Origin of the sequence: Cytobacillus sp. FSL R7-0680 (assembly GCF_038009245.1) — a bacterium.
GTDB lineage: Bacteria > Bacillota > Bacilli > Bacillales > Cytobacillaceae > Cytobacillus > Cytobacillus kochii.
In genome coordinates this window covers 2,461,330-2,480,029 of sequence record NZ_JBBPAO010000001.1, presented here as the reverse complement: position 1 = coordinate 2,480,029, position 18,700 = coordinate 2,461,330, and the positions used below count along the sequence as shown (strand labels likewise).

General features: G+C 36.8%; 19 protein-coding genes and 1 other annotated feature. Of the genes, 12 read left to right on the top strand and 7 right to left on the bottom strand.

All coding sequences use genetic code 11. From position 1 onward, the window contains the following. The first annotated feature begins 170 nt into the window (after positions 1-170). The 3 genes from MKY26_RS12265 to MKY26_RS12255 all read left to right on the top strand — a co-directional run bounded on the left by MKY26_RS12265 (position 171) and on the right by MKY26_RS12255 (position 2,085). Positions 171-434, top strand: a complete 264-nt coding sequence (locus tag MKY26_RS12265; protein ID WP_095372172.1) for a YtzC family protein — start codon at positions 171-173, stop codon at positions 432-434. A 14-nt stretch (positions 435-448) separates the two neighbouring features. Next, on the top strand, positions 449-613 hold the full coding sequence (locus MKY26_RS12260; protein WP_095372173.1) for a glycogen biosynthesis protein GlgD: 165 nt from the start codon (positions 449-451) through the stop codon (positions 611-613). 287 nt (positions 614-900) lie between these two features. Next, positions 901-2,085: an MDR family MFS transporter gene (locus MKY26_RS12255; RefSeq protein ID WP_341098690.1), complete on the top strand. Its 1,185-nt coding sequence runs from the start codon at positions 901-903 to the stop codon at positions 2,083-2,085. Positions 2,086-2,133: 48 nt separating this feature from the next. Here the strand turns inward: MKY26_RS12255 and MKY26_RS12250 are convergent, their stop codons facing one another. After that, positions 2,134-2,487 (bottom strand): hypothetical protein, encoded by a 354-nt coding sequence (locus MKY26_RS12250; protein ID WP_191809793.1) that lies wholly within the window; start codon positions 2,485-2,487, stop codon positions 2,134-2,136. 185 nt (positions 2,488-2,672) lie between these two features. Beyond that, positions 2,673-2,903, top strand: a binding site (T-box leader). 57 nt (positions 2,904-2,960) lie between these two features. On the opposite strand from MKY26_RS12250, the gene leuS reads away from it, so the two are divergent. The 6 genes from leuS (at position 2,961) to MKY26_RS12220 (ending at position 8,954) form a co-directional block, all read left to right on the top strand. Further along, positions 2,961-5,375 (top strand): leucine--tRNA ligase, encoded by a 2,415-nt coding sequence (gene leuS, locus MKY26_RS12245; RefSeq protein ID WP_095372176.1) that lies wholly within the window; start codon positions 2,961-2,963, stop codon positions 5,373-5,375. A gap of 125 nt (positions 5,376-5,500) precedes the next feature. Further along, a complete protein-coding gene (locus tag MKY26_RS12240; protein ID WP_095372177.1) occupies positions 5,501-5,806 on the top strand; it encodes a rhodanese-like domain-containing protein in 306 nt (101 codons plus the stop codon). 425 nt (positions 5,807-6,231) lie between these two features. Continuing rightward, positions 6,232-6,669: a hypothetical protein gene (locus tag MKY26_RS12235; protein ID WP_341097710.1), complete on the top strand. Its 438-nt coding sequence runs from the start codon at positions 6,232-6,234 to the stop codon at positions 6,667-6,669. An 87-nt stretch (positions 6,670-6,756) separates the two neighbouring features. Next, positions 6,757-7,473, top strand: a complete 717-nt coding sequence (locus tag MKY26_RS12230) for an ABC transporter ATP-binding protein (protein ID WP_307316675.1) — start codon at positions 6,757-6,759, stop codon at positions 7,471-7,473. After that, positions 7,470-8,207 carry an ABC transporter permease gene (locus MKY26_RS12225; protein WP_095372182.1) on the top strand — a complete coding sequence of 246 codons (738 nt, stop codon included), beginning with the start codon at positions 7,470-7,472 and terminating at the stop codon, positions 8,205-8,207. The genes MKY26_RS12230 and MKY26_RS12225 overlap by 4 nt, the downstream gene beginning before the upstream one ends. A gap of 9 nt (positions 8,208-8,216) precedes the next feature. Then, a complete protein-coding gene (locus MKY26_RS12220) occupies positions 8,217-8,954 on the top strand; it encodes a MerR family transcriptional regulator (RefSeq protein ID WP_340975993.1) in 738 nt (245 codons plus the stop codon). On the opposite strand, the gene MKY26_RS12215 is transcribed toward MKY26_RS12220, so the two are convergent. After that, positions 8,951-9,307, bottom strand: a complete 357-nt coding sequence (locus tag MKY26_RS12215; RefSeq protein WP_322910368.1) for a hypothetical protein — start codon at positions 9,305-9,307, stop codon at positions 8,951-8,953. The genes MKY26_RS12220 and MKY26_RS12215 overlap by 4 nt on opposite strands. Before the next feature lie 88 nt (positions 9,308-9,395). Here MKY26_RS12215 and MKY26_RS12210 point away from each other — a divergent pair, with 88 nt between their 5' ends. Beyond that, positions 9,396-9,578: a sporulation protein Cse60 gene (locus MKY26_RS12210; protein WP_095372184.1), complete on the top strand. Its 183-nt coding sequence runs from the start codon at positions 9,396-9,398 to the stop codon at positions 9,576-9,578. Positions 9,579-9,591: 13 nt separating this feature from the next. Here the strand turns inward: MKY26_RS12210 and MKY26_RS12205 are convergent, their stop codons facing one another. Beyond that, positions 9,592-10,872: an NAD(P)/FAD-dependent oxidoreductase gene (locus MKY26_RS12205; RefSeq protein WP_341098689.1), complete on the bottom strand. Its 1,281-nt coding sequence runs from the start codon at positions 10,870-10,872 to the stop codon at positions 9,592-9,594. Between the two features lie 242 nt (positions 10,873-11,114). On the opposite strand from MKY26_RS12205, the gene MKY26_RS12200 reads away from it, so the two are divergent. Further along, a complete protein-coding gene (locus MKY26_RS12200) occupies positions 11,115-12,731 on the top strand; it encodes a putative polysaccharide biosynthesis protein (RefSeq protein ID WP_095372185.1) in 1,617 nt (538 codons plus the stop codon). Positions 12,732-12,881: 150 nt separating this feature from the next. On the opposite strand, the gene MKY26_RS12195 is transcribed toward MKY26_RS12200, so the two are convergent. The 4 genes from MKY26_RS12195 to MKY26_RS12180 form a co-directional block, all read right to left on the bottom strand. Next, on the bottom strand, positions 12,882-13,157 hold the full coding sequence (locus tag MKY26_RS12195; RefSeq protein WP_095372186.1) for a hypothetical protein: 276 nt from the start codon (positions 13,155-13,157) through the stop codon (positions 12,882-12,884). 81 nt (positions 13,158-13,238) lie between these two features. Beyond that, on the bottom strand, positions 13,239-14,534 hold the full coding sequence (locus MKY26_RS12190) for a CitMHS family transporter (protein ID WP_095372187.1): 1,296 nt from the start codon (positions 14,532-14,534) through the stop codon (positions 13,239-13,241). Positions 14,535-14,580: 46 nt separating this feature from the next. Next, positions 14,581-15,780 carry a CaiB/BaiF CoA transferase family protein gene (locus MKY26_RS12185; protein WP_218971963.1) on the bottom strand — a complete coding sequence of 400 codons (1,200 nt, stop codon included), beginning with the start codon at positions 15,778-15,780 and terminating at the stop codon, positions 14,581-14,583. Positions 15,781-15,810: 30 nt separating this feature from the next. Continuing rightward, positions 15,811-16,455: a GntR family transcriptional regulator gene (locus MKY26_RS12180; protein WP_095372189.1), complete on the bottom strand. Its 645-nt coding sequence runs from the start codon at positions 16,453-16,455 to the stop codon at positions 15,811-15,813. A gap of 229 nt (positions 16,456-16,684) precedes the next feature. Here MKY26_RS12180 and MKY26_RS12175 point away from each other — a divergent pair, with 229 nt between their 5' ends. After that, on the top strand, positions 16,685-18,475 hold the full coding sequence (locus MKY26_RS12175) for a cation:proton antiporter (protein WP_341097692.1): 1,791 nt from the start codon (positions 16,685-16,687) through the stop codon (positions 18,473-18,475). Positions 18,476-18,700: the final 225 nt, after the last annotated feature.

Below are 18,700 nucleotides of genomic sequence, written 5' to 3'. Positions count from 1 at the left end.
GCCCTCCTAAAGTCACCACTGTGACAAATTCAATATTATCATGAAAGAAATCATCAACTCAATTACACATTGATAACATTTCAATTAGTAGAAATCGAACACTCGGTAAATACTATCATTGAGGCGTATTTGCTTCGTACATTTCATTAAAAAAGAGGGGGAAGGCTTTTATGGCAACCCGTGATTCCGTACAACAATTAATGCAACAATGTGAAGAAGTCATTGAATTTGCTAACATGCAGTTTAAAGATGGGCAAATGCAAGAACATTATAACGATCAAGACTATGCTAAAGCGCTTGCTCATATCGAACAAGCCTACAATGATTTGATGACGATGTCTCATAGTGCTACAGATGCGCAGAGGGAAGAACTTCATCGAATGAGATTACAGCTACAGCAGTTACAAAATCAAATGATCATTACTCCCCATTAAGAGGTGAATAACAATTGGTTAGAAAAAAGTCAAAACAAAACAATCCAGAGCAAAAAACAAGAAATGGTATCAATAACCAAGAGGTAGAATTCGGTAGTGCCAATGTGATCCCACGATCTAAAAAGAAATATGAGGAAACAGGTGGGCAACCCGTTAAATCTAAATTTCATCCAGAATAAATAATATGTATTTAGTAAATGATCTGTACACAAGCAATTCTCGTGGAGTTTGCTTGTGTATGGTTATGATAAATTTAAAAATATTTCTGTATATTTCATACATAAATTCATCCATTCCTTCCGTTTATGCTTAGATTCAAGAGTAATTATTCATTTACATGTATAGATTAGATAGATGTCTAAATCTGTCATAAAATTAGTATTGAATCCATCATAAAAAACGAATAAAATTTATTTTGGAATTCGAAATGGAATGAAATGAATAGAATTTGAAAGGGGTATGGATGATGCCTCGAGCTTTGTGGTTATTAGTAATTGGAATGGCTGTTAATGTAACAGGTTCCTCTTTTTTATGGCCTTTAAACACCATTTATATGCATGAAGAATTAGGAAAGTCTTTATCGATTGCCGGCATTGTTTTAATGATCAATTCAGCAGCAACAGTCATAGGCAATCTAGTTGGTGGTGTGCTGTTTGATAAATTAGGTGGCTATCGTTCGATCTTATTAGGCATAGTCATTTCGTTATCTTCACTCATTATTATGGTCTTTAAACACGGATGGCCGGAATACATTGTATTATTGACGATTTTAGGTTTTGGCTCAGGGATCGTGTTTCCTTCTATGTATGCATTGGCAGGAAGTGTATGGAAAGAGGGCGGCAGAAAAGCGTTTAATGCGATGTATGTAGCGACAAATCTAGGTGTAGCATTAGGTGCAGCAATGGCAGGGTATATAGCTTCATTTTCTTTCAATTATATCTTTATCGCTAATTGTCTAATGTATATCTTGTTTTTCTTGATAGCTATTACTAGCTATCGAAAAATGGAAGTAAAGTCTGTTAGTCAACCAAATGAAATAAAAACAGCACAAAAATTTCGCGGTAATCCTAAATTAAACGCTTTATTCGTTTTATTAATCGGTTATCTATTATGTTGTATTGGCTATGTGCAATGGCAATCGACTATCTCGGCATATACTCAACAAATTGGGATTTCTTTAAAACAATACAGTATGCTATGGACAATAAATGGCGCCATGATTGTACTTGCGCAACCATTAATTAGTCTTCTAGTTAAAAGAATAAAATCATTAAAAGTACAAATTATTATTGGTATTTTTATTTTTGCTATTTCTTTTGCTGTTGTAGGAAATGCAGTTGCCTTTTCCGGCTTTGTCACAGCAATGATTATTTTAACCATTGGGGAAATGCTCGTATGGCCAGCGGTACCTACAATTGCTAATGACTTAGCACCTAAAGGTAGAGAAGGGTTCTATCAAGGGATTGTTAACAGTGTCTCTACAGGAGGAAGAATGATTGGGCCATTACTTGGGGGCGTACTCGTGGATGTATACGGTGTGAAGATGCTTTTCGGTATATTAATGGCATTACTGCTCATCTCCGTATATACAACAGTTGTTTATGATAAGAAGCTTAAAAAGAAAAAAGTTTTGCCAGCTATACCTTCATAAAAAGCGAGCCCCGTAGATAAAAAATCCAGGGGCTCTCTACTTAACCATTTAGATAATATCCTGGTAATGATGTGATTGAACTTCATCTAGAAAAATGACTTTATGAAAGAAACTTTTCAAGATCAACCAACGAGCGGGATAGGCCTCGATAAAACTTTCAATGACTTTTTCGGAGTAGAGTATCAGGCAATCTAACTTCGGTTTGGTTTGTTTTAAATCATAATATAAGGCATGTGGAATGGTGTAGTAATCATGTAATTGATAAGGATTTAATTTAATGGTTTTCATTTGGTTATTTTCAATGAACGTCTGGATGGATTGCTTCTGAACTTCAAGGCTTTCATCTAGCGTTTTATAATCATTCATAATCCACTTTTCATTAATAAAAGCGATACCTTTCATAATATGAAATCACCTTTCCTTATTTTTTACTATAGTTATGGGCAAAATAAGGAAGAGTAATACATGGATTAAAAAATTGACACGTTTTCATTTTTCTTGAATAGCTTATACTTATCTATAGTAACTTGTGAAAGCCTACTTGCATCAACCATTGAAATTGATTACAATGTCAATATGAATATTTTATAACTGCAATGATGAGGAATAGTAATGCTAGGAAGCCTGATATTAGAGAGCTAGCGGTTGGTGTAAGCTAGTCAGCTCCTTTCATGAACTCACCTACTGAGCAGCAAGTGTGAAAATGACAGTAATGCTTGCCGTACTCCGCGTTAAGGATGAATGAAGTGAACAGTTAACCGTAAACTGTTAATGTGGGTGGTACCGCGGGAGATATACATAATCCTCTCGTCCCTTTTTGAGGGATGAGGGGTTTTTTTATACTTAAAAACGTAGCATTTTTAGGAGGAAAGAAGATGAGCTTTAATCATCAGCAAATTGAAGGTAAGTGGCAACACTATTGGGAAGAACAAAAAACATTTAAAACGGGTGAAGAAAAAGGGAAGAGAAAGTTCTATGCGTTAGATATGTTTCCTTATCCGTCTGGTGTAGGTTTACACGTAGGACACCCTGAAGGATATACAGCAACAGATATTCTTGCCCGTATGAAAAGAATGCAAGGGTATAATGTTCTTCACCCAATGGGATGGGATGCATTTGGTTTACCTGCTGAACAATATGCCCTTGATACAGGGAATGACCCAGCTGAATTTACCGAGAAAAACATTAATACATTCCGCCGTCAAATTAAATCATTAGGATTTTCTTATGACTGGGATCGTGAAATTAACACAACAGATCCGGAATATTATAAATGGACGCAATGGATTTTCTTAAAGCTTTATGAAAAAGGTCTTGCTTATATCGATGAAGTAGCAGTGAACTGGTGTCCTGCACTTGGAACTGTGCTAGCTAATGAAGAGGTAATTGATGGGAAAAGTGAACGTGGAGGCCATCCTGTTGAAAGAAGACCGATGCGCCAATGGATGTTAAAAATAACAGCTTATGCTGACCGTTTACTAGAAGATCTTGATTTACTTGATTGGCCAGAAAGCTTGAAGGATATGCAGCGCAACTGGATTGGTCGTTCTGAAGGTGCTGAAGTGACTTTCCATATCGAAGGTGACAAAGGTACGTTTGAAGTGTTTACGACACGCCCAGACACATTATTTGGTGCGACATATGCTGTCCTTGCCCCAGAGCATAAACTAGTTGATGTAATTACAACAGAAGAGCAACGTAATGCAGTTGAGACTTATATTGAAAAAGTTAAAACAAAGAGTGATTTAGAAAGAACAGATTTAGCCAAAGAAAAAACAGGTGTATTCACAGGTGCTTATGCAATTAACCCTGCTAACGGTGAAAAAATGCCTATCTGGATTGCTGATTATGTGCTTGCTTCATATGGTACAGGTGCCATTATGGCTGTTCCAGCTCATGACGAGCGTGATTATGATTTCGCGAAAGAATTTAACTTGACTATTAAAGAAGTCGTAGCTGGTGGAGATATTTCTAAAGAAGCTTATGCGGGTGAAGGAGAACATATTAATTCTGATTTCTTAAATGGCTTAGGTAAAGAAGAAGCAATTACAAAAATGATCGCTTGGCTAGAAGAGAAAGAGATTGGGACGAAAAAAGTGACGTATCGCTTACGTGATTGGTTATTTAGTCGTCAAAGATATTGGGGTGAACCGATTCCTGTTATTCATTGGGAAGATGGTACAATGACGGGAGTTCCTTACGAAGAGTTACCGTTAATTTTACCAACAACAACGGAGATTAAGCCATCTGGTACAGGTGAATCACCGTTAGCTAATATTGAAGAGTGGGTTAATGTTATTGACCCTGAAACAGGTAAAAAAGGTCGCCGTGAAACCAACACGATGCCACAATGGGCAGGTAGCTGCTGGTACTATTTACGTTATATTGATCCGAAAAACAGTGAGGCATTAGCTGATGCCGAAAAATTAAAAGAGTGGTTACCAGTTGATATTTATATTGGTGGCGCTGAACATGCGGTTCTTCACTTATTATATGCTCGTTTCTGGCATAAAGTATTATACGATATAGGTGTAGTTGATACGAAAGAACCATTCCAAAAATTATTTAACCAAGGCATGATTCTTGGGGAAAATAATGAAAAAATGAGTAAGTCAAAAGGAAATGTTGTTAATCCTGATGCCGTTGTAGAAAGCCATGGAGCGGATACGCTTCGTTTATATGAAATGTTTATGGGACCACTTGATGCCTCAATTGCTTGGTCTACAAATGGATTAGATGGCTCTAGACGATTCTTAGACCGTATTTGGCGTTTAATTGCTGAAGAAGATCATACATTAAGCAACAAAGTGCAGGATGTAGAAGTGTCTCAACTGGAAAAAGTGTATCATCAGACAGTCAAAAAAGTAACAGAGGACTTTGAAGGTTTGCGCTTCAATACAGCAATTTCACAAATGATGGTTTTCGTCAATGAAGCCTACAAAGCTGATATTCTTCCAAAGGCTTATGCAGAAGGGTTCGTAAAAATGTTGGCTCCAATTGCTCCACATATTGCTGAAGAACTATGGGAGATACTTGGTCACACAGGAACCATTTCTTATGAAGCTTGGCCAGCATATGACGAAGCGAAAATGACAGATGATGAAGTGGAGATCGTTATCCAAATCAATGGTAAAGTGAAGGCTAAATTAATGGTACCCGTTGATGCACAAAAGGATGTGCTAGAACAAATTGCCATGGAAGATGATAAAATCAAAGAACAAATTGATGGCAAAACAGTAAGAAAAGTAATTGCTGTTCCTGGGAAGCTAGTGAATATTGTCGCTAATTAAGATTATTTAGAAAAAGAGGTAGCTTAATGAAAAGAGCTACCCTTTCCCTATGAGACTGTAATATTCGCATTTCGATCAACACTTCTTTAGAATAAAGATAATGATAATGGAAAGGGTGGTTGATGATGACTGAAATGAAAGAAATCACAACAGAAGAATTACTGAAAAAGATAGAAGCTGGAGAACAGCTTGAACTTGTAGATGTAAGGGAAGATGACGAAGTAGCTCAAGGAATTATTCCTGGTGCGAAGCATATTAGAATGGGCACAATTCCTGAAAACCTAGATAAGTTTGATAAAGACAAAGAGTATATTATGATTTGCCGTTCAGGGAATCGTAGTGGACAAGTTTGTCGTTTTATGCAAGAACAAGGCTATCAAGTGACCAATATGGTCGGGGGTATGCTTGAGTGGGAAGGCGAAACAAAATAATTGGTACTTATGAAGAAGGCCTCTTTTTAGGAGGTCTTCTTTTTTTCGTTATCGTATAACCATTAGTATGTAAGAATCACGAGTTGTTTACATAACTTTCAGTTTGCTTTTACAATATGCCAAATTTGTCATGAAATGTGTTGATCAATTGAATATTATCTAACACGGTGGGTTTCTCAGAGTTGTGTCAAATGAAATGATACGATGGCCACTTAAACACTGCCAAGAGAGGAGAAAATTTCCTTTCTTTCACCAAGAGGTGGAAGAGCGATTATCGCTTCCTTGCTTACGCTTGTACCACCATAAATTGCGTATTGCATATTTACACCACCTGTTAACAATTTACTCTATTATAGGTATAATATTATAAAAATTCAATTTATTTACTTCAGACGATCGTTCAAATAGATGCGAAAGGAGAAAGAATGAGTAAAAAAATCATTCCTTTTTTATCGGTAATTGTTCTATTATTTTTGTCCATGGGTGTATATCAATTTTATCTTTCTCAGAAAAAGCTGGGGTTTAATGAGGTCGTACTGATATCGGAGGAAAATCTACAGTCCATCATTATAGCTACTAGTGAAACAACAGAAACTGTATCTTTAAATAAGGACGATCATGATAAGCAACTAAAAGAAATTCGCTCACTTTTGGCAGATATTGAATTAAAAAGATATCATTGCACAGCATCTAAAGAACTGTATAGAATTGGTTTTGTAACGAAAACAGCTGGAAAAAGTGTTAGCGTATATGATGAAGCAATCGCCATTCACTACAAAAACAAAAAACCTACTTTTTATAGAGTCCTAGATAAAGAACCACTCACACAAATCATCGATATCCTATTATCAGAAAATAAATAAAAAAGTTTTAAAAACCCTCCAATATACCACCACCCTTCATTTCTTTTGCTATGATGTGAATCTATTCTTAGAAAAGGGAGTGAGTTGATGGTTCTGAAGGTAAAAGAATTGTCCGTTAGTTATGGAGAGAAAACGGTAGTTGATAAGATTAGTTTCTCCCTTCAAAAAGGAGAGGTACTCGGAATACTAGGAGAAAATGGCGCAGGAAAGACATCGTTGATAGAAGCTGTGCTAGGAATTAGGCCTGCTGTTTATAAGGAAGTCGCTATATTAGGACAATCTCCAATTCATAATAGAAAGCAAGTTTTTGAGAAAGTGGGTGTGCAATTTCAGGAATCGCATTTTCCAGATAAAATGACCGTTTCTGAAGCATGTCAGCAATGGAGTGTGTTATACAAGGCAACCGCTCCATATCAATTTTTATTGACCAAATTTGGCCTACAAGATAAGGAGAAATCATTAGTTAAATCATTGTCAGGCGGTGAAAAGCAAAGATTAGCGGTGTTATTAGCATTGTTACCCAACCCAGAATTAGTCTTTCTAGACGAATTGACTACGGGTTTAGATACGAAAGCAAGAAAAAAATTGTGGCAAACGCTAAGAAATTATAAGCGTGAGGGATTATCTATTATCCTTACCTCTCACTATATGGATGAAGTTGAAGCACTTTGCGACCGCATTATGATTTTAAAGGGCGGACATATCATATGCGAAGGAACGATAGCAGAAGTGATCAATTATTCAGGACAAGCTTCGTTGGAAGCTGCCTATTTAACTTTAACAGATGAAGAGGGGGAAGGATGATGACATTCTATACTTTAACAAAAATAGAAGCGAAACTCGTTTGGAGAGGTTTAGATATACTGATCTTCGGTATCATTTTTCCAATCATTGTTGCCTTATTATTTGGTTATATTATGAATAATGAACTGTTTACCCAAGGAAATACTATGTTCCTCCATTCTTATCCGGCAGTTGTAACTATTAGTATATTAGCTACAGGTGTAATGGGACTGCCCCTTACCATTGCTGATTACCGTCATCGCCATATTTTAAAAAGGTTTCAGGTGACCCCAGCTTCGCCTTTAACTTTGCTTTGTGCGCAGGCATTGGTTCAGTTTATTGCCTCTATGTTGTCTTTCCTAGGGGTGACTGCGGTATATCTTTTTGTTTTCAATTATGAAATGGCTGGTTCCTTTGGTTTGTTTCTTTGTAGTTATTTATTTGTTTTAATGGCTATGTATAGCATTGGCATACTCATCGGGAGTATTGTTCCAGATCAAAAAGCAGCGAATTTATGGGGGTCGTTAGCCTATTTCGGCATGCTTCTTTTTTCAGGTGCTACTATACCTTTTGAGATTTTTCCACAAATTTTACAGAATGTCTTTGCATTCCTTCCTTTATCACAAGGTATTCAGTTGCTTAAGGAAGTAAGTTTAGGCGGAGTTCTAAGCGACATGATTTTTCCAATAGTGACAATGATGGCTTGTGTATTCATTAGTGGATTCCTTTCGATTAAATATTTTAGATGGAAGTAGTGAGATATCTTGGTTTATTCAACTAAAGAAATCGCTGATAGTATGGGCGTTCATCCTAATACTGTGAGAGTTTACGAGGAATGGGGATATCTTTCCCCTGCTCCTCGTGCTGATAATGGATACAGACAATATGATGACATACATCTTTTTCAATTAAAAATAGCGAGGTTCGCTTTTCGGTGTGAAATCATTCAAGGCAGTATTCGTAAAAATGCAAGAGAGATTGTGCTCCTTAGTGGTCAGAAGCAATTTCTGAAAGCGTACGAGCAGGCTGAAAAGCATTTACTGCATTTAACCAAGGAATATGAAAGAGCGGTTGAAGCAGCTGAGATTGCAGAGAGTTGGTTATATTCACCTAAGGAAATACAAAGTGAAGGATTGTCCAGACAACAAGTAGCTGAAAAAATTCAACTTCATCCAGAGCTAATAAGAAATTGGGAAAGAAACGGATTAATTACTATTCCTCGTAATGAAAAGGGGTATCGTGTTTTTACAGAAAAGGAAATTAATATGCTAAAGGTGATTCGAGTATTAAGGATGGCTCATTATTCTTATGCATCTATTTTACGCCTAGTCCAACAAGCAAAAATGGCTCATCCAATTCATGTCAGAAAGGTATTGAACATATCAGAAAATCAGGAGGATATTGTATATGTTACTGATCGCTTATTAATGTCTTTAAAAGAAGCAATCGCAGATACAAAAAAGATTCTTACCATGTTAAGAGAAAAAAATGACGGAGATTAATCAATTTTTTCTACGTCTACGATATTTATTCTCCCAGGATAAGACTCTAAAATGCTTGTATACCAAATGCGAACTTGATCCCCTGAATCGAATGAGTGGTAATCAAGCAAAAATGTCGGTCCATTCGGTATATAGTCAGGTTGATAGGTCGTGTTAGATGATGCCTCTTCATTTATCTGGACAGTGGGCCGTTTTTCTTCGTCGATAAAGTAAATCATGCCTTTTTCTTTTATCAAAATGGCGTCGATAAAACCAGCACCATTGTATTTAGTAATTGAATTACTGATATCTCCAATTACCCACAAGCCATAAAGACAAATGGTAGTTAAAAGTATTCGTTTAACGACGCTCATTTCATCACCTCCTACCTATGTATATATTATGAATTTTCTGTTAATAATAAATAAAAATACTTATTCCCATGAAGGGAGTTTTCATCAAATGATCAAGGTAAAGTTATTCGACCAAGAGCATGAAAAAGATTTAGAGGTTGCGATGAACCGTTTTTTAGAAAAGGTGGAAGAACAAAAGCTTGTTGATATTAAGTATAATATTGCTGCGATGCAAGAAGAGGATGAAGAGCAAATTTACTGTTTTTCGGCGATGGTCATTTATAGAGCGTAACTACTTTTACTTATCAAGTAGTTACGCTTTTACATAGAGCCGCATTACTGCCAGCTAAACGTCCAGTTACAAGGGCTGAGGTAATATTGTAGCCACCGGTATAGCCATGAATATCAAGAATTTCTCCGCAGAAATATAAACCAGCCATTTTTTTTGACGCCATTGTTTGTGGTTCAATTTCTTTAACAGAAACGCCGCCACCAGTTACAAAGGCCTTTTCTAATGGTAATGTCCCATCGATTTCAACACGGAAATCATGTAGACGGCTAACGAATAAACGTAGCAGTTCATTCGTGATACTCACTGCTTGTGCCGTCGGATCAATACCCACTTCTTCTAAATGGAAGAGAAGATATCTCTCTGGAACGATCCCTTTTAGCAAGTTTTTGATACTCTTTTTTGGCTCTGATTTTTTTAGTGATATGATCTCTTGGAAGGTTTTCTCGCCATTTTGCCCAGGTAAGGCATTGATGCGTACGTTTACCTTTTTTAGCTTCCATTTTTTCATGGCTTTGACAACGAATTGACTACATCTTAAAATCGCAGGACCACTCAGCCCGAAATGGGTGAATATCATATCCATTTGATGTGTAATCAACGGCTTGTCTTTAGGGTTCAATACACTTACTTCTACATCGCGTAAAGAGAGTCCTTGTAGCGCTTTGTTCTTAATAAATAATTCACTTGACGTTAACGGGACTTCTGTAGGGAATAAGTCTGTAATCGTATGTCCAGCTTTCTCTGCCCAAACATAGCCATCTCCTGTAGATCCTGTATGAGGAACAGATTTGCCTCCCACTGCTAGCACAACTGCTTTTGCATGAAACTGTTCACCGGAATGTAATTGGACTGTATGGCTTTTCTCCGGTTGGAATTGAATATCAGCAACAGGACTATTTGTTTTTATAGTTACTTTCAATTCGTCTAGTCGCATAAGTAGTGCATCGACAACGGATTGTGCTTTATTACTTACTGGGAACATTCTACCGTGGTCTTCTTCTTTCAAAGCAATGCCTAGGTCCTCGAAAAAACGGATGATATCTTCATTACTAAAAATAGAAAAGGCGCTATGTAGAAAGCGACCGTTACCAGGAATATGTTTAATGATTTCATCGATTGGGAGCCGATTAGTCACGTTACAACGACCACCACCTGAAATCGCCAGTTTTCTACCTAATTTATTGCCTTTATCAATAAGTAATACTTTTGCTTTATTCTCTGCAGCACCAATGGCAGCCATTAGTCCAGATGGTCCACCGCCAATGACAATGACATCATATTGTGTTTGTTTCATTTTCTTCACCAACTTTTTCCCTTTCAATGAAAATAGCATACCTTTGCTATTATAAAGCAAAAGATAAAACATCTAAACATCTTCTTAAAAAATCATCAAGAATGAAAAGGGTCTTCTGAGATAAAAATATGTCTATTATTGTCGTAACATATGGTAAAATGAGAAGTTGTATAGTTTAATTTTGCGAATGATAGAAAACACCACGCTTTTGGTAGCGCTTGGACAATAGAGGAAGGGATTATATGTCGTCTAAGCTTTTACGAGGAACATTTATTTTAACTCTTGGTACATTCATATCTAAGTTTCTTGGATTATTTTATGTGATTCCATTTTATCAAATCGTTGGAAACGAAGGAACAATCCTTTATAACTATTCTTATGTACCATACACAATCTTTATCAGTGTGGCGACTGCGGGTGTACCGCTTGCCGTCTCAAAGTTTATTTCAAAGTATAACGCATTAGAGGAGTATGCAGTTGGTAGGAAGCTATTCAAATCCGGTTTAATTATTATGCTTTGTAGCGGAATTGTCTGTTTCTTAATCATGTATATGGGAGCGCCTACTCTAGCAAAGATTTTTGTGGACCCAGAAGATGTAGCAATGCTACAAGATATTGTCTCCGTTATTCGAGCGGTCAGCTTTGCCTTAATCATTATTCCGTTTATGAGCTTAATTCGCGGATTCTTCCAAGGTCATCAATCCATGGGACCTTCAGCCGTATCTCAGGTCGTTGAACAAATTGTACGAATTGCCTTTCTACTTGCTGGGGCATTTGTCGTCCTTTATGTAATGGATGGCGATTTAGTTACAGCAGTCAGTGTAGCTACTTTTGCAGCCTTCATAGGTGGTATCGGTAGTTTAGCTGTTTTGTTTATTTATTGGTACAAAAGAAAGCCTTATTTAGATCAATTATTAGCTAAAGATAAAGGTACAATGGATATCTCTCTTACAGATATGTATAAAGAAATCATTCTTTATTCGATTCCGTTTGTCCTTGTCGCATTGGTTAATCCGTTATTCCAAATGATTGATTTATCAACATTTAATAAAGCGATGCAATCGATAGGATACTCTGGTAAAGAAGCAGGAGAAGCCCTTTCCGTATTGAACTATCAAACGCATAAATTAGTGATGATTCCTGTTACGTTAGCAACAGCATTTTCATTAACACTTGTGCCAACGATTACGAATTCCTTTATGAAAAATGATCGCTTGACGATGAATCGTCAGTTGAATCAAACGTTTCAAGTGATCTTGTTTTTAATTTTACCGGCAGTTGTTGGTCTTGCACTACTGGCAGAACCAGTATACACATTGTTCTATGAGCATAGTGAGTTAGGTACCGCTGTACTTCGAGCTTATGCCCCAGTGGCGATGTTATTTGCCCTTTATGCAGTGACAGCTGCTATTCTACAAGGGATCAATGAGCAGCGCTTTACCATTCTTAGTTTATTAGTAGGAATTTTAGTTAAGCTTGCATTAAATATACCCCTGATTAAGTGGTTAGAAACAGAGGGAGCAGTTCTAGCAACAGCACTTGGTTATGCTGTGGCGATCTTGATTAACTTAATTGTCATTAAAATATTCTCAGGCTATCAATTTAGATTAGTATTCAGACGCAGTTTATTAATTGTCATTCTTACGTTGGTTATGACGGTTATTACTTGGCTATTGTATCAAATGCTAATGATTTTCTTAGATCCAACATCCGGATGGCATGCAATAATGATTGTTTTTATTTGTGGAGGAGTAGGTGCAAGTGTATACTTCTATCTTGCAAATAGGATTCGTCTATTGCCCTTATTATTCGGAGACAGAATCGAGCGGATTTTAATTAAATTGAAGTTGAAGAAATAGTAATTTTTTTAGGCACCCGGCGTATGTATACTGGGTGCCATTGTGTTTGTTGATGTAGCCTTTTGACAAAAAGATAAGCGAATAGGGGTATAATTGTCGCAGACTTTGAGTAGGTCCAATCAATATATCCTTAGCTTTTTACGGCTTCAGTTAACAGATAGTAACTTCACTTGTAATGATTTTACCGCTTTGGTGGTTCATATGTTCAACCCCGCTTTCACAATTCTCTGGATTCTCCCATTTGATTATATATTTATTCCCTTTCTGTTCAATTGAAACGATAGTTACACTCCCAATTGTTCTTGTGTTTTTTTCAATAACGATGGACTTGGCTTGTTGTTCGGAAATTTTAGGTTCTGGTGCTGCTGAACAGCTACTTAAGAAGAGTAGTAATAGAAATAGCAGTAGACGAGATGTTTTTTTCATCAAGTTCATTCCCCTTTTTATGAGTAGACGGAATGATGAGATGGAAGTTTCATAGGAGTTGGGAAATACTGAAAATCTTTACTAAAAGGAAATGGCACCCGTAAGTACGGCAATAATCGTCATCACAATCGTGGTCCCAAACGCCCACTTAAATAGGAACTTCTGATGCTCACCAAAGTCTACACCAGATAGCCCGATGAGAATAAAGGTCGCAGGAACTAAAGGAGACAGAGGGAAGCCTGTTGTTGAATGACCGAGTAATGCTGCTCTACCTATTTCCACTGGGTCGATGCCAAAGTTGGCTGCTGTTTCACTTATAATTGGTAAAATGCCAAAGTAATAAGCATCAGGTGGGAAAACAAATACTAACGGTAAACTCGTTATCGCAACGAGGACAGGGAGGTAAGGGCCAAGGCCTTCAGGTATGACAGAAACAATGGAAACAGCCATCGCGTCCATCATTTGCGTTCCATTTAGGACACCTAAGAATATCCCTGCAGCAAAGATTAATGTACTGATTAATACAAAGTTATTTGCATGACTTAAAATTTGCTCTTGTTGCGCTTTTGGATCCCGGAAGTTGACAAAAAGTGCGATAGAAAAAGCAATGGCAAATAAAATTTGTAATGGCAATACGTCCATAATAAGCATGATCATTAATGCGATTGTCAAAAGTAAATTAAACCAGAATAATGTGGGGGACGTTTTTTTCTGTTCTATTGTACTCGATTGTTCTGTGAAACTCTCAGTGTATATTTGAATGACACCGATTCTTTCTCTTTCCTTTTTACCTAGAATATAAGCAGAGAAAAATGTCCAGACTAGTCCGCCGATCATCGCTGGGATGAGAGGGATAAATAAATCACTCATTTCTACATTTAAACTAGCAGCGGCTCTAACTAAAGGACCTCCCCAAGGTATCATATTCATTACCCCTGCAGCTAAGGCAACAACACATGACAAAATAAGGCGGTTCATGCCTAACTTCTTATAAAGAGGTAGCATCGCTGATATGGTAATCATGAAAGTTGATGAGCCATCCCCGTCTAAACCAACAATCATTGTAATAAGAGCTGTAGCTATCACTATTTTTAATGGATCCCCTTTGACATACTTTAAAATACGTGAAATCATTGGGTCAAATAGCCCTACATCAATCATTAATCCAAAATATAGGATCGCAAAAACAATCATTATCGCTGTAGGGGTTACTTGGATAATCCCATCCATCATCAGTTGGCCCATTTCGTTGCTGAATCCTCCGATAATGGCAAAAGCAACTGCAACAAAGACAAAAGCAACAACAGGTGAAAGTTTTTTAGTCAGAACTAGAAGAAGAAAAGATATCATCATGCAGAAGCCTAATAGAGATAGCACGTTTACATTCACTCCTTTTTTATTTATAAGTTGATGTGTTTTACTTCTATATAATCCCTTTTTCTCTTAATTTTGCGATTTGTTCTTTTGTGAGCGATAATTCTGACATTAAAACATCTTCTGTATGCGACCCTAAGTTTGGACCGGCCCACTTAATCTCACCAGGTGTTTTACTCATTTTCGGTACGATTCCTGGCATTTTCAAAGTTCCGATTCCATCAATAGGTACTTCTTGTATCATATTTCTGTTTTGATAATGTGGATCATTTACAATATCTTCAATTGAATAAATCGACCCAGCTGGTACACCAGCCTCATCTAAGAGCTCTTTGACTACAAGTAGTGGGTGCTGACTCGTCCAAGCTTCAATCAGCTGATCTAAATACTTTGCATGTTTAGAGCGACCGATATTATTTTCAAAGCGAGAATCTTTTGAAAGCTCTTCTCTGCCAATGGTTTTCATTAACCTTTTGAAAATCGTATCCCCATTCGCACCAATGACGATATATTTGCCATCCGAACAAAGGTATGTATTGGAAGGAGTAATACCTGGTAGTGTGCTACCCGTACGCTCTCTGATTACCCCATTTCTTCCGTATTCAGGTAGGATGCTTTCCATTAAACTAAACACTGATTCATAAAGGGCTACATCAATGACTTGTCCTTCTTTTGAATGAGTTACGTCACGGTGATAAACCGCCATTAGTGCACCAATTACTGCATATAGAGCAGATAGGGAATCACCTATACTTATGCCTACCCTCACTGGAGGGAGGTCGGGATAGCCCGTTATAAAGCGAAGTCCACCCATTGCTTCTCCAATTGATCCAAACCCAGGTTTATCTTTGTAGGGTCCATCTTGTCCATAACCAGACACTCGTACCATAACCAATCGTGGATTAATTTTTTTTAATTCCTCATATCCAATACCCCATTTCTCTAGGGTACCTGGACGAAAGTTCTCAATTAGAATATCAATTTCTTTTACTAATGCGCGGAGAACTTTTTGACCTTCCTCTTTTTTTAAATCCAGTGTAATTGATTTCTTATTCCTAGATTGCACATACCACCAAAGGCTAGTCTCATCTTCTATTACTCTCCAAGTTCTAAGAGGGTCTCCTTTTGTAGGAGGTTCAATTTTAATGACATCTGCACCGAATTCAGCTAATAATTTCGATGCGAAGGGTCCAGCGATTAACTGTCCCAGTTCAAGAACTTTTAAACCAGATAACGCTTTATTGGACATTTTTTTCACCTCTATGATTAATAAATAAATTTACTTATAGATTGCTTGTAAAGAGAGTAAATCTTGTTCAATATGATTGTACATTTCATTGGCTGCTTTTAAGCTATCTCGTTCTTTAAGTGCGGCTAGAATTTGAGCGTGTTCCTCGATACAACTCTCGTCTCGTATGCCGATTTTAATCCCACTATTTCTGAAATAGGTTACTTTATCACGAATGGTATTAGTTAATGAAACTAAATGATCATTTCCAGATGAGCTTAAGATGATTTCATGAAACTGTATACTAAGTCTTACGACATCCTCTTTCGCCTGAGATAACCATGCTTGTTTCGTTTGATCAATAATGCTTTCTAAAAGTTCTAAGTCGGAATTTTCAATATTTTTAGCAGATAATTTTGCTGCGAACGACTCCAATTGCTGTCTAATTTGATAAATTTGTATCATATCCGTAAGGGAAGGGCTAAATACTTTAAGGGTGTTTCCGTTTTGTACAACTAATTCTTCTTGGATGAGCATTTTTAATGCTTCACGTACTGGCCCTCGGCTAACGTTAAATTCTTCAGCGATTTTTACTTCTATTAATCTTTCCCCTCCAGGATAATATCCGTCTAATAATCTCTTTTTTAAATGCTGATACACTTGTACAGTTAATGTTTCTCTCATAATGGAAATCAAGTAAACCACTCCTTTCAACAAAAAAATGTAAGCGTATTCAATATGTACTTATCATAAGAATATAAATGTATACTGTCAACAGTAAATTTTCAGTATATTTAATATTTTCTAACTAAAGCATTCTTCCTACTTTTTATTGATAATGTGAATGAAAAACAAAATGAATTGTAATTACTAAAAAGGGAGAGAAGTGTATCCTTCGCGTATTTCGTTGAAAGAAGTGAATAAAATGGAATCATTTGGATTATTAGGAATTATTCTCGTTATTGCCTTAGGGGTCTTTTCTCAGTGGTTATCATGGAAAATTCAATGGCCTTCAATTGTGATTATGTCGATTGCTGGATTAGTAATCGGTCCAGCGCTCGGACTATTGAACCCAGAACAAGATCTAGGAAGTCTTTATAGCCCTATTATTTCTTTAGCTGTAGCTGTCATATTATTTGAAGGTAGTACAACGCTTGATATTCGTGAAGTTCGTAGTATTTCCAAATCTGTTTTTCGGGTAGTTACTGTTGGGGCTTTTCTTGCTTGGATACTTGGATCTTTGGCAGCTCACTATATCGCAGGCTTGAGTTTAGAGGTGGCTTTTATCATCGGTGGATTATTTATCGTTACAGGGCCAACTGTTATAATCCCTTTATTAAGGCAGTCCAAACTTAAACCACGAGTGAGTGCTTTATTAAAATGGGAAGGTATTATTGTCGACCCAGCAGGACCACTTCTAGCCTTATTTGCTTATGAGGTTATTAAAGTATTAGTAAGTGATACATTAGGCATGATGGAACTCGGAAAATTCTTGTTAGCTTCATTATTAGCGATAGTGATCGGTTACATATTTGCAAAGGTTTTGAGCTGGATGGCTAACAAAGGGTTGTTTCCAGAATACTTGAAATCCCCTATTACTTTATCTCTTGTGTTCATTTGTTTTGGCATAAGTGAAGTGATTATGCATGAAACAGGCATGCTTGCTGTGACAGTGATGGGACTTGTGCTAGCTAGAGAGAAGAAAAGAGAATCTGCCCTTGGGAATATTAGTCACTTCATTGAAAATGTCTCTGTAATCTTAACATCTACAATATTTATTCTATTAACAGCTTCTTTAACAAGAGAGACGATTGCAGAAGTGTTTAGTATCCAAATTATTGGCTTTGTAATCGTGATGTTATTTGTTGTTCGTCCACTATCGATTTGGATATCAACAATAGGGACAGAGCTAACCAACCGAGAGAAAACTTTAATTGGATGGATTGCCCCAAGAGGAATTGTGGCATTAACGGTCTCTGGTTATTTCGCAACTATATTAATGGATGATGGTTATCGAGAAGCAGGATTACTTACAACATTAACTTTTGCTCTCGTTTTTATTACGGTTTGTGCTCATGGTTTTACGTTAGCACCGCTGGCAAAAAAATTAAAATTAGCATCTGAATCAGAGCCAGGTGTACTGATTGTTGGAGCAAGTAGCTTTTCAATTGCTTTAGCATACAAGTTAAAAGAGTTGGGTAATCCTGTACTGATTAGTGACACATCAAGTGGCAAGTTAAAGCTTATCCGAAAAAAGGGGATTGAAACTTACTCGGGACAAATTCTAGATGAGCATAGTCAATTCGAAATCGACTTAACTCCTTACGAATTCATCCTGGTATTGTCTGATGACCCTAATTATAATGCCCTGGTTACACAGTCATTTCTTCCGGAGTTTGGCTATAATAAAACGTTTACCATTGCGACTGAGCGGATGGATGAGGAAAAGGATGGAGGGTTTCCCACAACTGTGAAAGCTCATATGCTTTTTGACGAAGAGCATGTGTTCACAGAGTTAAATAAGAAGATAAATACAACTTATTCGATAGAAAGTAAGCAAGCTAACGACAATTATGAAAAAATAGAGGAAGCACAAGTGGGCGGTTATCCTTTATGTGTTCGTAAAAAGGATGGATCGATTGCTTTTAAGACCTTAAAGGATTCACCTTCTGTTGATAAAGAAGACATTATCATTTATTTGGAGGAAGTAAAATAAGCATAAGATTGCATGATGAAACCATGCAGTCTTGTTTCATTTTCTATTGTTTTAATCACTTATTGAAGGACTTACATAGAATATTTAATAAAACTGAATGAAGAGGTGAGGAAAATGTTAGTTAACAGGAAAAAACACATGTCACATCACTATGGGCAACAGAAATTAGGTTCCCTTTGTCATTTAAATGAAAACAGACAAAAGCATGGAGATAACAAAGAAATA

What these genes read in the sequence shown, in the direction of transcription:
- MKY26_RS12175 (WP_341097692.1), top strand. Translation starts at nt 16,685, where the DNA reads ATGGAATCATTTGGATTATTAGGAATTATTCTCGTTATTGCCTTAGGG.
- MKY26_RS12225 (WP_095372182.1), top strand. Translation starts at nt 7,470, where the DNA reads ATGATGACATTCTATACTTTAACAAAAATAGAAGCGAAACTCGTTTGG.
- MKY26_RS12215 (WP_322910368.1), bottom strand. Translation starts at nt 9,307, where the DNA reads ATGAGCGTCGTTAAACGAATACTTTTAACTACCATTTGTCTTTATGGC.
- MKY26_RS12185 (WP_218971963.1), bottom strand. Translation starts at nt 15,780, where the DNA reads ATGTCCAATAAAGCGTTATCTGGTTTAAAAGTTCTTGAACTGGGACAG.
- MKY26_RS12195 (WP_095372186.1), bottom strand. Translation starts at nt 13,157, where the DNA reads ATGAAAAAAACATCTCGTCTACTGCTATTTCTATTACTACTCTTCTTA.
- MKY26_RS12250 (WP_191809793.1), bottom strand. Translation starts at nt 2,487, where the DNA reads ATGAAAGGTATCGCTTTTATTAATGAAAAGTGGATTATGAATGATTAT.
- MKY26_RS12235 (WP_341097710.1), top strand. Translation starts at nt 6,232, where the DNA reads ATGAGTAAAAAAATCATTCCTTTTTTATCGGTAATTGTTCTATTATTT.
- MKY26_RS12265 (WP_095372172.1), top strand. Translation starts at nt 171, where the DNA reads ATGGCAACCCGTGATTCCGTACAACAATTAATGCAACAATGTGAAGAA.
- MKY26_RS12230 (WP_307316675.1), top strand. Translation starts at nt 6,757, where the DNA reads ATGGTTCTGAAGGTAAAAGAATTGTCCGTTAGTTATGGAGAGAAAACG.
- MKY26_RS12200 (WP_095372185.1), top strand. Translation starts at nt 11,115, where the DNA reads ATGTCGTCTAAGCTTTTACGAGGAACATTTATTTTAACTCTTGGTACA.
- MKY26_RS12210 (WP_095372184.1), top strand. Translation starts at nt 9,396, where the DNA reads ATGATCAAGGTAAAGTTATTCGACCAAGAGCATGAAAAAGATTTAGAG.
- MKY26_RS12205 (WP_341098689.1), bottom strand. Translation starts at nt 10,872, where the DNA reads ATGAAACAAACACAATATGATGTCATTGTCATTGGCGGTGGACCATCT.
- leuS (WP_095372176.1), top strand. Translation starts at nt 2,961, where the DNA reads ATGAGCTTTAATCATCAGCAAATTGAAGGTAAGTGGCAACACTATTGG.
- MKY26_RS12240 (WP_095372177.1), top strand. Translation starts at nt 5,501, where the DNA reads ATGACTGAAATGAAAGAAATCACAACAGAAGAATTACTGAAAAAGATA.
- MKY26_RS12255 (WP_341098690.1), top strand. Translation starts at nt 901, where the DNA reads ATGCCTCGAGCTTTGTGGTTATTAGTAATTGGAATGGCTGTTAATGTA.